Source organism: Actinokineospora sp. UV203 (assembly GCF_056323665.1).
The window spans coordinates 1,647,920-1,660,093 of sequence record NZ_CM150484.1 but is presented as its reverse complement, the minus strand read 5'-3'; the positions used below and the strand labels follow the sequence as shown (position 1 = coordinate 1,660,093).

Here is a 12,174-nt window from a genome sequence, read left to right as displayed (position 1 = left end):
CAATGCGGTGAATGGGTGACTGTGTGTCAACGGGGTAACGATGTTGTCCGCCGCTGAACGCAAACAGACCGGCGGACGTGGCCCACCGGTCTGCCACCATCCGATCGGGCACGGCACAGCCCGGTCGGAACGATCCCCGCGAGTCAGACCGCGAACACCGGCCCGGTCGTCACGGCGAACTGGCACGGGTTGCCGTAGCTTGTGGCGAAGTCGATCTTCTTGCCCTTCCAGTGCCCGGTGGCCGTGACGTAGACCGGGTCGTACTGCAGCGTGCAGGCCCGGTCCGGATCGATGTTGAGCTTGTTGAAGTCGCCGTCGACCAGCGACAACTCGCGGCAGGCCGCCGCGGGCTTGCGGTGCTTGCCGCCCGCCGGGCGGCACTGCAGCGTGCCGGTCATGGTCGGCGATTCCGACCCCGTCACGGTCAGGACGAGCGAGGCGGACTCCGGGATCACGTGGTGCGCGCTCGCCGCGGGTGCGCAGACCACCGCGACGGAGATGCCGAATGCGCCGATGAGCGTCTTACGGAACATGAATGAACACTCCTTCTCCGACGGAGCGGTTTCCGCTCGAATGGGTGCGCCGGAAACCGTGTCCGCACCATGCCGCACGGCCGGACGAATCCAAGCTTAGGCCGATCCGAATTTGCTTTTCCAGCCGGGGGGTATCGCGCCGACGGGTCGATCAGTGCTATTCATGGCGCCGCAATCTCCGACACATCAGGTCGGATAGGGTACTTCCTTAGACGTACATCGGGTGAAAGGTCTATAAGTGGGTGGGATAACACGCGCGTCCAAAGCCTCGCGCGACCGTTTGTCCGACCGCATCGCCATCGGGATGCTGATCAAGGCGTTTCCCCCGGACGAGGTCGACGCCGCGATCAATGCGGCAGGGGTACGCGAGCAGCGCTCCAGAGCCCTGCCCGCGCGCACCATGGTCTATTTCAGTCTCGCCATGTGGCTCTTCGGCGGCTCCGGGTACGACGCCGTCCTCACCCGGCTCACCACGGGCATGCGGTGGGCCGGGGTCACGACGGGCAAGCGCGCGGAGCCGAGCACCGGGTCGATCACCAAGGCGCGCAAGCGATTGGGTTCGGAAGTTATGCGCAGGCTGTTCCTGCGCCGAGCCGTGGCCGACCTCGACACACCGGCCGTGTGGCGCGGTCTGCGGGTCTGCACGCTCGACGGCGGCGCGATTGACGTGCCGGACACGGCGGCCAACCTCGCCGCGTTCGACACCGCCGAGGTGCGGATGGCCGCGCTCGCCGCGCACGGCGACGGCGCGCTGCTCGACGTCGCCGTCGGCGCGTCGGACGCCGAACTCGACGCCCGGCTCATCAGCACGGTCTCGCCGGACACGCTCGTCGTCGCGCACCGCGCGGAACCGGCCTACGACGTGTGGCGCTCGGCGGGGGAGCAGGGCGCGCACCTGCTGTGGCGGGTGGGCGAGTCGGTCGACCTGCCGCGGTTACGGGTGCTGTCGGACCACTCGTACCTCTCGCGGCTGCTGCCGGAGCGCGACCCGATGGCGCGCTCGATCGCGGTGCGGGTGGTCCAGTCGAGTGACGCGGAGTTGGTCACCACGCTGCTCGACCCGGAGCGGGCGCCCGCGGCGGAGTTGACGGCGCTGCACCGGGACCGCTGGCGGTTCGCGGCGGTGTTCGACGCGCTGCAGACCGAGTCGGTGGCGCTGCGGTCGCAGGACCCGCACGGCGTCGCGCAGGAGCTCTGGGCGATGTTATGCGTCTACCAGGCGGTCCAGTCGTGGCGGTGGGACGGTAAGGAAGCGATGGCTGAAAGAATGTGAGGGTGGACGACCTCCGAGTAGCGATCATCGGGTACGGCCTCGCGGGCCGTGCTTTCCATGCCCCTTTTGTCGAGGCGGCCGCGGGTCTGCGGGTCGGTGCCGTGGTGACCAGTTCGGCCGAGCGGGCCGCCGAAGTGGGTCAGCGGTATCCGGACGCGACCGTGTTGTCCACTGTGGACGAACTGTGGCGGCGAACGGACATCGACGTCGTGGTGGTGGCCTCGCCCAACCGGTTCCACGTCGAGCAGGCGCGCGCCGCGCTGGACGCGGGGATGGCGGTGGTCGTCGACAAGCCGGTGGCCGCGACCGGCGCGGAGGTCCGCGACCTGGTGCGGCGGTCCGAGCGGGCGGGCCGGATGTTCACGGTGTTCCAGAACCGGCGCTGGGACGGCGATTTCCGCACCGTCCGGCACTTGGTCGCCAGTGGAGCCCTCGGCGAGATCGGCCGCTTCGAGTCCCGCTTCGAGCGCGCGTCCCGCAAGACCCGCACGTCGTGGAAGGTCAGCGCCGACCCGGCCGACCTCGCCGACATCCTCTACGACCTGGGCAGCCACCTGGTCGACCAGGCGATCGTGCTGTTCGGCAAGCCGGTGTCGGTGTTCGCCGAGACCCGGTCGCCGAACCCGGCGGTCCCCGTCTCGCAGGACGCCACGGTCCTGCTGACCCATGCGAACGGCGTGCGCTCGTACCTGCGGATGAGCGGCGTGACCATGCCGGTCGCGCCGCGGTTCGTCGTCGTGGGCGCGGACGCGGGGTACCGGAGCTGGGGTCTCGACCCGCAGGAGAAGGCGTCGGTCGAGGGCAGGCTGCCCACCGATGAGGGCTTCGGCGTGTACCCGGAGTCGCAGTGGGGTGAAGTCCTTACCGACGACGGCGTGCGGAAGGTGCCGACGGAGAAGGGCGACTACCTGGCGTTCTATCAGGCCGTCGCCACGCGCGTCCGTGGCGACGGCCCGCCGCCGGTGCCGCCCGCGGAGTCGGTGATGGTGGTGGACACCCTTGAGGCGGCGCTGCGGTCGGCGGCCACCGGGGTCCCGGTTGAGCTCTGAGGGCCTGGTCGACGGCACGACGCTCGCGCGGTCGTCGGTGGTGGCCAACAACGCGATGAACCGCGGGCGCGGCCTGGACTCCTACCGACGCGAACTCGGTGTGGATCCGGTCGCGGAGGTGCGTGCGGGCGGGTGGCTGGATCTGTGCTGCGGCAGCGGTCGTGCCTTGATCGAGGCGTCCGGGCTGGTGGGTGCCGCGCCGCTGGTCGGGGTCGATCTCGTGGACTGCTTCGCGTCCTCGCCCGGCCGGGTCGACCTGCGGGTGGCATCGCTTTCCGACTGGGAGACCGACGGCCGGTTCGATCTGATCACCTGCGTCCACGGGCTGCATTACGTCGGCGACCGGCTCGGTCTGCTGGCCTCGGCGACGCCGGTCCGCCGGTAAGGCGCGGTTGGTGTCGGATTGGCCCGGCCGTGCGCAACCGGCGCCTAAGGGGACCGTGACGGTAGCCGACCACGGCCACCTCCAATCCGCATCTTTCAGACGCAGGTGACCAACCCTAAAATTTTCGGGGAGGCGGTCTAGTTGCCCTTCACCTACCTCGGCGCCGACGCGGCGGCGGGCCCGAACTACACCGGCCAGGATGCGGTCCACGCCCACTACACGTTCGTCGTAACCCCTGACTTCTGACGAACGGTCGGGAAACATCCATTCGTCCTAGCCTCGGGTGGACCACGTCCGGTTACGCTCGATCTCGCTAGCCGCGCCACCGGACGTTCCCCTGTCGTCCCCACCGCGTCCGTTGGGGCACAAGCGTTCCCGCCGCTGCCGCACACCCTCCGACGCCCGGAGCGCCCCGGGTGAAAACAGGGCTGCCCACCGAAAGGACACTCCATGCGCACCACCCCGATCAAGGCCGCGATCGTCGCCGTGGCCGCCATCGTCGGCTCCTTATTCGCCACCGGGCAGGCTTCCGCCGCCGTGGAGGAGAAGGACCGCGTGTTCGCCCCGTCGGCGGCCACGCCGATGAGCGTGCTGGTCACCAAGCTCTCCCACAGCGAGGCCGCCGCCCGGTTCCGCGCCGCCGGGATCACCTGGTCGTCCAGCGGCAACTGCAGCAACCGCTACAACTCGACCTGCACGTCCTTCGAGCAGATCAACCTGACCACGGTCCAAGGCGCGGAGACGCTCAAGCGGGTCTCCGGCTGCGCGCTCAACATCACCGGCGGCACCGAGACCGGCCACGCCAGCGGCACCTACAGCCACTGGAACGGCTACAAGCTCGACTACTCGCTCTACACCTGCGTGGGCAACTACATCCGCAACAACTTCAGCTACATCGGCGGCAACCAGTGGCGCTCCGGCTCGGGCAACATCTACTACCTCGAGAGCAACCACTGGGACGTGACGTACTACAACTGCGGCGGCTGCTGACCTGACCGCCCGGTGGCCACGGCCGTCACCACGCGGTCGTGGCCACCGGCAGGCTTTTGATCCCGTTCTGGAAGTTCGACCGCAGCCGCACCGGCTCGCCCGCGAGGGTCAACCGGTACGGAAGGTCGAGGACGGCCCGGAACATCGCCCGCATCTGCACCCGCGCGAGGTGCGCGCCGAGGCAGAAGTGCGGGCCGTGGCCGAAGCTGAGGTGTTCGCCCGCGGGTCGGGTGATGTCGAACCGGTCGGGGTCGCGGAAGACCCGCTCGTCCCGGTTCGCTGAAGAGAACCACACGACGACCTTCGTGCCCGCGGCGATCGGTGTCCCGGCGAGTTCGGTGTCCACTGTGGCCGTTCGGCGGAAATGCATCACCGGGGTCCACCATCGCAGCATTTCCTCGACGGCGTTCGGGAGAAGATCGGGTTCGGCTTTGAGCCGGCGATAAGAGTCCACATGGGACAATAAAGCGATCATCCCACCGGGAATGCCGTTGCGGAGTGTCTCATTGCCCGCCACCGAGAATAGCCAGAACAGATTCTCGAATTCCTCGATCGAGACCCGGCCGCCTTGGTCGTCCACATGGGACATCAGGGTGCTCATGACGTCCTCGCCCGGATGCAAGCGCTTGATCTCGCCGAGCCCGTTCGCGTAGGCGTAGAGGTCGGGCATCCCGTCGCGGGTTCGCGGGTCGGGCATGCGCCCGTCGGCTCCCGCCTTGGGCCGCAACCTCAGGGCCTGGCGGGCCAGGTCGGTCGAACCCGCGCCCTCGGTGTCGCTCACGGCGTACTCGGGGTCCTGGAAGCCGATCACCCGGTTGCTCCAGTCGAACATCAGCCACCGGTCCTCGGCCGGCACACCGAACACCTCCGCCAGGGTCAGCAGCGGCAGGTCGGCGGCGACGTCCTTGGCGAAGTCGAACTCGCCGCGCTCCACCGCCCGGATGACGAGGTCACGCGCCCAGCCGTCGATCCGGTCGGCCAGCCGGGCCAGCGCCCGCGGGGTGAACGCCCTGGTCAGCAGCCCGCGTAGGCGCGAGTGGTCCGGCGGGTCCTGGTTGAGCATCATCCGGCGCACGTAGGCCAGCGCCTCCGGCGCCGGGTCGCGGATCTGCGTCGCCCCGAGCCGCGATGAATAGACCTCCGGCGTGCGCAGGACGTGGCGCACCTCGGCGTGCCGCAGGACCGCCCAAAACCCGGGGCCGTCGGGCTCGTCGACCCAGCGGACGGCGGCCTCATCGCGAAGGCCGGCCAGGAGAGCGTGCGGCACGGCGGTCACGTAGGTGTCCGGGTCGAGAATCGGCGCGGCGTCCATGCCCCGCATTCTGTACCGCCCGGCGCCGCGTGCGGCAAGATCAGCGCGTGGACAACTTGTACGTCTCGCGAGGCGGCGCCGACGGGCCGACCTTGCTGCTGCTGCACGGGCTGGGTGCGACCGCCGAGGTGTGGGAGGGCGTGACACCGCTGTGGCCCGGCCGGTGGGTGGCCCCCGACCTGCCGGGACACGGTCACTCGCCCGCCCTGGCCCGCTACTCCTTCGGCGGACTCGCCGCGGAGGTGGCCGGGTCGGTCGACGGGCCGGTCGTCGTGCTCGGCCACTCGCTCGGCGGCGTGGTCGGCTTGGCCCTGGCCAGCGGCTGGTTCGGGGTTCCGGTGGCCGCGGTGTGCGGGATCGGCATCAAGGTCAGCTGGACACCCGACGACCTCGCGAAATCCGCGCAGCTCGCGGCCAAGCCGTCCCGGCTGTTCGCCTCACCCGAGGAAGCCCTCGACCGCGCGGCCAAGGTGGCCGGGCTGCCATCGGTGTCGATCGACAGCAGGCTTGTCGTGGAGGAGGAGGACGGCTGGCGGCAGAGCCTCGACCCTGGCGCCTTCGCCGTGGGCCGCCCGGACCTCCCCAGCCTGCTCGGCGCGGCGCGGGGGCGGGTGCGGCTGGCGGCGGGGGAGACCGACCCGATGAGCCCGGCGGACCACCTGCGGACATTGGTGGCGGACCCGGTGATCCTGCCCGGCCTCGGCCACAGCCCCCACGTCGAGAACCCGGACGCGCTGCGGCCGCTGCTCGAGGAACTCCTCAGCGCGGTCGTCTGAGTATCGAGCGGGACTTCCCGGAGAGATGTGCCGGAACCGGGCGGGCCGCGAGCAGGGCGGCTTGGCACGCGGTCGGCACTCCACGGCCGCTGATCGTCTCACCGGACGCTCTGCGAAGGCTGCTCGCGGCAGGATCGACGACCGTGTCCGTCCCTGGGCTCCCGGCGGACCGGGAGCCCAGGGGTCGTGCGAACTAGTTCACGCCGACCAGGTCGACCACGAAGATCAGGGTCTCGCCCGGCTTGATGGCGCCACCGGCGCCCCGGTCGCCGTAGCCCAGGTGCGGCGGGATGACCAGCTTGCGCCTGCCGCCGACCTTCATGCCCGCCACGCCGCGGTCCCAGCCCGCGATGACGCGGCCGCCGCCCAGCGGGAAGCTGAACGTGTCGTTGCGGTTCCAGGAGGCGTCGAACTCCTCGCCGGTCGAGTGGGCGACGCCGACGTAGTGCACCGTGACGAGCTGGCCGGGCTTGGCCTCCTCGCCGTCGCCGACGGTGATGTCCTCCACCACCAGGTCCGCGGGCGGGGCGCCCTCGATCGGGTCGACCTCGGGCTTCTGCAAAGCCATGCTCACTCCTTGCGATTTTCGGATCAGTCGCCGCCATCTTCCCCCGACCGGGACCGTCCACGCTCGACGACCCACCCGGCGTAACACCGCGGGCCCGGCCGGCGACTTCAACATCGCGGCCCTGTCACCCCCCGACGGCAGGGTCGCACCCCATTTTCAGGGCGCCTCGGCCGCCGAGATCCGGTACTTCGCCACCGCCGCGTCCAAGATCTCCGCCGACTGCCCCGAGTCCGGCCCGGTGCCGCGGAACCGGGCGAGATCCTCATCGGACTCCCACCGCTCGTACACGTTGACACGACCCGGTTCGAGCAGGTCCGCGGACAACGCGAAGTCGAGACACCCTGGTGCCGCACGCGCCTCCTCGAGCACGATCCGGCAGCCCTCCAGATACTCGGCACGCTCGTCGGGGTCGACATACATTTGCCCGGAAATGATGAGCATGATCCTCCAGTTCGCCGTGGACCCCCAACGTATCGCTTGACAACCGCGCCCGGCCGTGAATACTTAAGCATGTGCTTAACCAACGCGGCGACCTCGACAAGGTCTTCCACGCCCTGGCCGACCCGAGCAGGCGGACCATGGTCGAGCGGTTGGGCAGGGGACCGGCGTCGGTGAGCGAACTGGCCAAACCGCTGGCGATGTCCCTGCCCGCGGTGGTGCAGCACCTGGCGGTCCTCGAAGCGAGCGGGCTGGTGAAGTCCGAAAAGGTCGGACGGGTCCGCACCTGCCGCATCGAGCCAAAGATGCTCAACATGGCCGAACAGTGGATCACCGAACGCAAGGCGACCTGGGAGAGCCGACTCGACCGGCTCGGGGACTTCCTCGCCGAAACCGCACCAGAACCGGAATCCGAAGAGCAAAGGACAGAATCATGAGCGTCACCCACACGACCTTCGTCGTCGAGCGCGTCTACCCGGCCACCCCCGAGCGCGTCTTCAACGCCTGGGCCGACCCGGAGTTCAAGGCCCGCTGGTTCGCAGGCCCGGCGGACTGGGAGAACAGCCCGCTGAGCCTCGACTTCCGCGTCGGCGGCGAGGAGTCCAGCAGCGGCGGCCCCAAGGGCGGCCCGGTTCACACCATGCGCGCCCGGTATCAGGACATCGTGCCCAACGAGCGCATCGTGTCGTCCTACGAGATGTACACCGACGACCAGCGCATCTCGGTGTCGCTGGCGACCGTCGAACTCACCCCCAAGGGCGACGGCACCCTGCTCACCTACACCGAACAGGGCGCCTTCCTCGACGGCCTCGACCAGCCCAAGTACCGCGAAGAGGGCACCGTGGAGCTCCTCGCCGCCCTGGGCGCCGAACTCAGCCGCGAGAACGCCACCGCGTGACTCCGGGGGGCTGGGCCGCGTTCCCGCGGCCCAGCCCGGTCACTACAGCATGGACACCAGCCGTGGATGGCGCTGCGCCAGGAAGGCGCCCTTGACAATGGCTTCCTTGTAGAGCGCGGCTATCCGTCCAGTGAGGACGGACCCAGTCGGGCTGTCGTCGGCCCGCACGAACTGGATCAGGCCGTCGCGGCGGCCGAGGCTCACGCACTGGTTGAAGTAGCGAAACTTCAGTGGACGGGCCTCCTTCCCGGCCATCCGGTCACCGATCGCTCGCACGGCGTACACCGCGCACGGAATGCCGGTGGCGCAAGCCATCCGCAGCTCCTGCCCGGTCGACATGTGGGCCGCCGCCGCGTCGCCGATGCCGTAGACGTCCGGGTGCGACACCGACCGCAGGGTGTCGTCCACGACCATTCGGCCGTGCCCGTCCGCCTCGAATCCGGCCTCGCGGGCCAGCGGCGACACCCGGAACCCGGTCGTCCACACCACGGTGTCGGCGCTGATGTGCTCGCCGCCTGCCAACACCACCCCGTCGGCGCGGACCTCCGCGACCCGCACCTCGTCCCGGATGTCGATGCGCAGCCGGTCGAACGCCCGCCGCACATGCGAGCGGGCGCGTTCCGAGAACGCTCCACCCAGGACACCGCCGGTGACGAGGCGGACCTTGAGGTCCGGGCAGGTCTCGGCCAGCTCGGTGGCGGCCTCGATCCCGGTCAGCCCACCGCCGACCACCGCTACCGTGCCGTGCGCCCGAACCCCGGACGCCTGCTCGAACCCGGCCACCGTCACCGCGTGCTCGCGGACCCCGGGGACGGAGTCCACGTCAGCCTGGCTGCCGAGGGCGTAGATCAGCGTGTCGTAGGGGAGCGGCTCGGCGCGATTCGCGAGCCGGACCGTCTTGGCGTCGGCGTCGATCCCGGTGACCCGGTCGACGATGAGGCTGACGCCGGTGCCGTCCAGGAGGTCGGCCAGCCGCCGGTCCCGCAGCTCTTGCCCGGCGGCGAGCTGGTGCATTCGCACCCGCTCGACAAACCGGTCACGGGCATTGACCAGGGTGACCGCCGCGTCGGCGTGCCCGGCCGCCAGCTTGGCGGCGATGAGGCCGGAGTACCCGGCACCGAGGACCACGATGTGCTTCGTCATGTGCATCTCCGTTCGTCACCACATGGACACCGTGGCGCGCGGAGATGTGACAGCGGATCGTGGGATGTGGGTCACATCAGCCCGGACAGCTTGTAGAGAGCCAAAGAACCCGCGACCGCGACGTTGAGACTGGCGCCGATGCCGATCATCGGGATCTCCACGCAGGTGTCGAGCAGGTCCAAAGCCTCCGGCGGGATGCCGTGCTGTTCGTGTCCCAGCACCAGCACGGTTTTGCTGCGGACCGCACCGACGTCCGCCAACCGCACGGCTTCATCGGCGAGTTCGACGCCGACGATCCGCACGCCGCGCCCGCGTTGGCGGGCGAGCCAGCCGAGCGGGTCGCCCGTCCAGTGCACACACAGCGGTTTGCGCAGGGTGTTGCCGCGGGCGAGTGCCTCGGGAACCCAGGGGAAGCGAGGCAGCGCCAGACACGCGCCGACCGCGTCGCAGGTGCGGGCGAGCGTGCCCAGGTTGGCGCCGTGCAGCGGCCACAGCGGGGCGGCGTAGAGGTGGTCCCAGCAGGAGTGTTTGCGGGACCGGCGGGAGTCGCGGATCTCGGACGGGGTGCGCACCCGGATGGCGGGCCCGCTCATCGCCTGGCGGAGGAACGCCTCCCGCGCGGTGTTTTCACCATGTCACACGGCGATTCGCGGCTCGCCGGGGCCATCGTCGACACACCGCGATCAGCGGCGACCGGATCGTACCGTCTAAAGAGCAACCGCCTCAGGAGTGGGAGGATCCGGCGGTGACGGATCGAGTGTGTGGCGAGTCCGCGGATGGGTCCGCGTCCTCGCGGTGGCGGCGCTTCTCGGCGTGATCGCCCTGATGGCGCAGCCCCGCTGGCTCAATCCCGACTGGCAGGACGGCATGCCGCTCGCGGACTGGGTCTGGGCGGGCGGCTTCGTCGCCGCGTTGGCCGCCGCCACCTGGGCCGCGCTCCGTGCGCGCGTCGTCCTCTCCGACGGGCACGTGCGAGTGGTCAACCCCTGGCGTACAAGCACTTTTCCCGCTGCCGAGGTGGTTGCCGTGCCGCCCGGGGACAAAGGGGTCCGCTTCGACCTCGCGTCGGGGCGCTCGGTCAGCGCGTTCGCCGTCCAGTGCACGGCGCCGCACCGAGGGCGGGAGCCGAGGTGGGTGGACGTGGCCAGGGCCGTCACCGGGCGCGAACCCGACGACGGCTGACCTGGCCCGCGTCGTTCACCAGCCGCGTTCGCGCCATTCGGTGAGGTGGGGGCGCTGTTCTCCCAGCGTCGAGTCGGCGCCGTGGCCCGGGTAGAACCAGGTGTCGTCGGGGAGGACGTCGAAGACTCGGGATGAGACGTCGTTGATCAGAGACTCGAAGTCCTTGGGCTTCGTCGTCTTCCCGACTCCACCCGGGAAGCGTGAATCACACTGACGGTGAACAGGTGATTCGTTCACGGTGCAAGGCGCCAGAGTGCGTCGAGCGGTACAGCTTTGATCTTGTCGCCGAACGGCAACGTTTGTTGGCCGGTGTAGAGCACATAGCCTGCGACGAATCGATCTCCGAGGCGGCTTGCCAGGTTCCGTAGTCCGGCAAGGTCTTCGGTGCGGACAGTCGCTCCAGCCTTCACTTCGATCCCGATGACTCTGCCGTCGGGTGTCTCGATCACCGCATCGACCTCGACCTTGTCCTTGGTTCGGTAGTGGTACAGCCGACCGCGTTCCTCGGACCAGGTCAGTTGCCGGGCAAGTTCCATCACGACGAAGTTTTCGATCATCGCGCCCGCGGCACCACCTGGCTCTCCGAGCCGGAACGCGTCCTGTCCGATGAGGTGGCAAGCGACGCCCGTGTCCACGAAGGCCAATTTGGGTGTGCCGACAGCTCGTTGTGTCTGCCCGGATGACCAAGCTGGAACGCTCTTGATGAGGAAGACGGAGGCCAGCAACTCCAGGTACCGCACAAGAGTGGTTCGCGGTATGCCGGACTGGCCGGCCAAGGTAGCGGGGACCAACAAGCCGCTAGCGCGTCCGGCCAGCATCGCCAGAAGTTTGAGCAGGTCTCCGCGACGCTCGATGCTCGCCAACTTCAACACGTCGCGTTCGATCAGGGTGGATAGGTAGGAGTCGAAGAACGCGGTTCGCCTGCGTGGAGTGCGGCGTGTGGCTTCGGGAAAACCTCCGACGACGACACGGTCCAAGTAGTCTCGCCGCCGCAGCGTAGACGAGTGATCGATCCTGTCGCCGTGCCGAAAAGCCGCGTCTACGAAGCGATCTGGTTCTCCCGCTATTTCCCCCTGCGAGAACGGCCAGAGTTCGATCACTTCCATGCGGCCAGGGAGCGCATCCGGGAGGGTCCGCAGCGCCAGGATGCGTGACGAGCCGGTGAGAAGGTAGCGCCCTGGCGTCGGATCCAGGTCGACGGACACCTTGATCGGCTGGAGAAGCTCCGGCGCAAGTTGGATCTCATCGATGACCATGAGCGTGTCGTGTTCTACGAATCCGGTCGGGTCGTCCTTCGCCGCGCGCAGGGTCGCTGGATCGTCCAGGAGTCGGACCACTGTTGTTGGTCGGCGACTTGCAGCCAATCTTGTCAGGGTGCTCTTGCCGGCCTGGCGGGCTCCGTTGACGAGGATGACCCTGGTGTCCGCAAGTGCTTCGGTCACCAGTGACTCGGCATGGCGCTGGACCAGGCCCGGGGGCGTGCTCATAGGGGTGATTGTGCCGCAAACACAAGATCAACGGTCATTGTGACGCACCGTTCGTGGTCACCTAGACGGTTGAAATGTGGTTACTTGGACGCCTGGATTGTGGTGAGCGGGACGCCAGAGGAGTGCCTTGGCGGAGGAAC

15 protein-coding genes and 1 pseudogene are annotated in these 12,174 nt (G+C 69.0%); 8 read left to right on the top strand and 8 right to left on the bottom strand.

The features are described from left to right. Nucleotides 1–143: 143 nt before the first annotated feature. Entirely contained in the window at nt 144–533 is a 390-nt protein-coding gene (locus ACUZ2Y_RS07435; protein ID WP_476328246.1) for an SSI family serine proteinase inhibitor, read from the bottom strand. A gap of 238 nt (nt 534–771) precedes the next feature. Between ACUZ2Y_RS07435 and ACUZ2Y_RS07430 the strand changes: the two genes are divergently transcribed. The 4 genes from ACUZ2Y_RS07430 to ACUZ2Y_RS07415 all read left to right on the top strand — a co-directional run bounded on the left by ACUZ2Y_RS07430 (nt 772) and on the right by ACUZ2Y_RS07415 (nt 4,230). Continuing rightward, nucleotides 772–1,806 (top strand): transposase domain-containing protein, encoded by a 1,035-nt coding sequence (locus ACUZ2Y_RS07430; RefSeq protein ID WP_476328244.1) that lies wholly within the window; start codon nt 772–774, stop codon nt 1,804–1,806. Nucleotides 1,807–1,808: 2 nt separating this feature from the next. After that, nucleotides 1,809–2,855: a Gfo/Idh/MocA family oxidoreductase gene (locus tag ACUZ2Y_RS07425; protein ID WP_476328242.1), complete on the top strand. Its 1,047-nt coding sequence runs from the start codon at nt 1,809–1,811 to the stop codon at nt 2,853–2,855. Further along, the gene (locus ACUZ2Y_RS07420; RefSeq protein ID WP_476328240.1) at nt 2,845–3,240 is read left to right on the top strand and encodes a class I SAM-dependent methyltransferase; all 396 of its coding nucleotides are present in this window, start codon (nt 2,845–2,847) and stop codon (nt 3,238–3,240) included. The genes ACUZ2Y_RS07425 and ACUZ2Y_RS07420 overlap by 11 nt, the downstream gene beginning before the upstream one ends. Nucleotides 3,241–3,690: 450 nt before the next feature. Then, nucleotides 3,691–4,230 carry a hypothetical protein gene (locus ACUZ2Y_RS07415; protein WP_476328238.1) on the top strand — a complete coding sequence of 180 codons (540 nt, stop codon included), beginning with the start codon at nt 3,691–3,693 and terminating at the stop codon, nt 4,228–4,230. A gap of 25 nt (nt 4,231–4,255) precedes the next feature. Here ACUZ2Y_RS07415 and ACUZ2Y_RS07410 read toward each other — a convergent pair whose 3' ends face one another. Continuing rightward, nucleotides 4,256–5,542: a cytochrome P450 gene (locus tag ACUZ2Y_RS07410; protein WP_476328236.1), complete on the bottom strand. Its 1,287-nt coding sequence runs from the start codon at nt 5,540–5,542 to the stop codon at nt 4,256–4,258. A gap of 47 nt (nt 5,543–5,589) precedes the next feature. On the opposite strand from ACUZ2Y_RS07410, the gene ACUZ2Y_RS07405 reads away from it, so the two are divergent. After that, entirely contained in the window at nt 5,590–6,318 is a 729-nt protein-coding gene (locus ACUZ2Y_RS07405; protein WP_476328234.1) for an alpha/beta fold hydrolase, read from the top strand. 193 nt (nt 6,319–6,511) lie between these two features. Here the strand turns inward: ACUZ2Y_RS07405 and ACUZ2Y_RS07400 are convergent, their stop codons facing one another. Both ACUZ2Y_RS07400 and ACUZ2Y_RS07395 read right to left on the bottom strand, forming a co-directional pair. Continuing rightward, nucleotides 6,512–6,886, bottom strand: coding sequence for an FKBP-type peptidyl-prolyl cis-trans isomerase (locus tag ACUZ2Y_RS07400; RefSeq protein WP_176926859.1), 375 nt, complete (start codon nt 6,884–6,886; stop codon nt 6,512–6,514). A 156-nt stretch (nt 6,887–7,042) separates the two neighbouring features. After that, entirely contained in the window at nt 7,043–7,327 is a 285-nt protein-coding gene (locus tag ACUZ2Y_RS07395; protein WP_476328231.1) for a putative quinol monooxygenase, read from the bottom strand. A gap of 71 nt (nt 7,328–7,398) precedes the next feature. Between ACUZ2Y_RS07395 and ACUZ2Y_RS07390 the strand changes: the two genes are divergently transcribed. Together ACUZ2Y_RS07390 and ACUZ2Y_RS07385 are read left to right on the top strand one after the other, a co-directional pair. Then, nucleotides 7,399–7,761, top strand: coding sequence for an ArsR/SmtB family transcription factor (locus ACUZ2Y_RS07390; protein WP_476328229.1), 363 nt, complete (start codon nt 7,399–7,401; stop codon nt 7,759–7,761). Then, nucleotides 7,758–8,222: an SRPBCC family protein gene (locus ACUZ2Y_RS07385; RefSeq protein WP_476328227.1), complete on the top strand. Its 465-nt coding sequence runs from the start codon at nt 7,758–7,760 to the stop codon at nt 8,220–8,222. The genes ACUZ2Y_RS07390 and ACUZ2Y_RS07385 overlap by 4 nt, the downstream gene beginning before the upstream one ends. A gap of 42 nt (nt 8,223–8,264) precedes the next feature. On the opposite strand, the gene ACUZ2Y_RS07380 is transcribed toward ACUZ2Y_RS07385, so the two are convergent. Both ACUZ2Y_RS07380 and ACUZ2Y_RS07375 read right to left on the bottom strand, forming a co-directional pair. After that, complete coding sequence (locus tag ACUZ2Y_RS07380; protein ID WP_476328225.1) at nt 8,265–9,365, bottom strand: NAD(P)/FAD-dependent oxidoreductase; 1,101 nt, start codon at nt 9,363–9,365, stop codon at nt 8,265–8,267. A gap of 71 nt (nt 9,366–9,436) precedes the next feature. Continuing rightward, entirely contained in the window at nt 9,437–9,958 is a 522-nt protein-coding gene (locus ACUZ2Y_RS07375) for a TrmH family RNA methyltransferase (RefSeq protein WP_476328223.1), read from the bottom strand. A 166-nt stretch (nt 9,959–10,124) separates the two neighbouring features. Between ACUZ2Y_RS07375 and ACUZ2Y_RS07370 the strand changes: the two genes are divergently transcribed. Beyond that, the gene (locus tag ACUZ2Y_RS07370) at nt 10,125–10,547 is read left to right on the top strand and encodes a hypothetical protein (protein ID WP_476328221.1); all 423 of its coding nucleotides are present in this window, start codon (nt 10,125–10,127) and stop codon (nt 10,545–10,547) included. A gap of 15 nt (nt 10,548–10,562) precedes the next feature. Here the strand turns inward: ACUZ2Y_RS07370 and ACUZ2Y_RS07365 are convergent. Both ACUZ2Y_RS07365 and ACUZ2Y_RS07360 read right to left on the bottom strand, forming a co-directional pair. Continuing rightward, a pseudogene (locus tag ACUZ2Y_RS07365) lies at nt 10,563–10,754 on the bottom strand (MBL fold metallo-hydrolase); the annotation flags it as partial. Between the two features lie 26 nt (nt 10,755–10,780). Then, the gene (locus ACUZ2Y_RS07360; protein ID WP_476328219.1) at nt 10,781–12,034 is read right to left on the bottom strand and encodes an ATP-binding protein; all 1,254 of its coding nucleotides are present in this window, start codon (nt 12,032–12,034) and stop codon (nt 10,781–10,783) included. Nucleotides 12,035–12,174 lie beyond the last annotated feature (140 nt).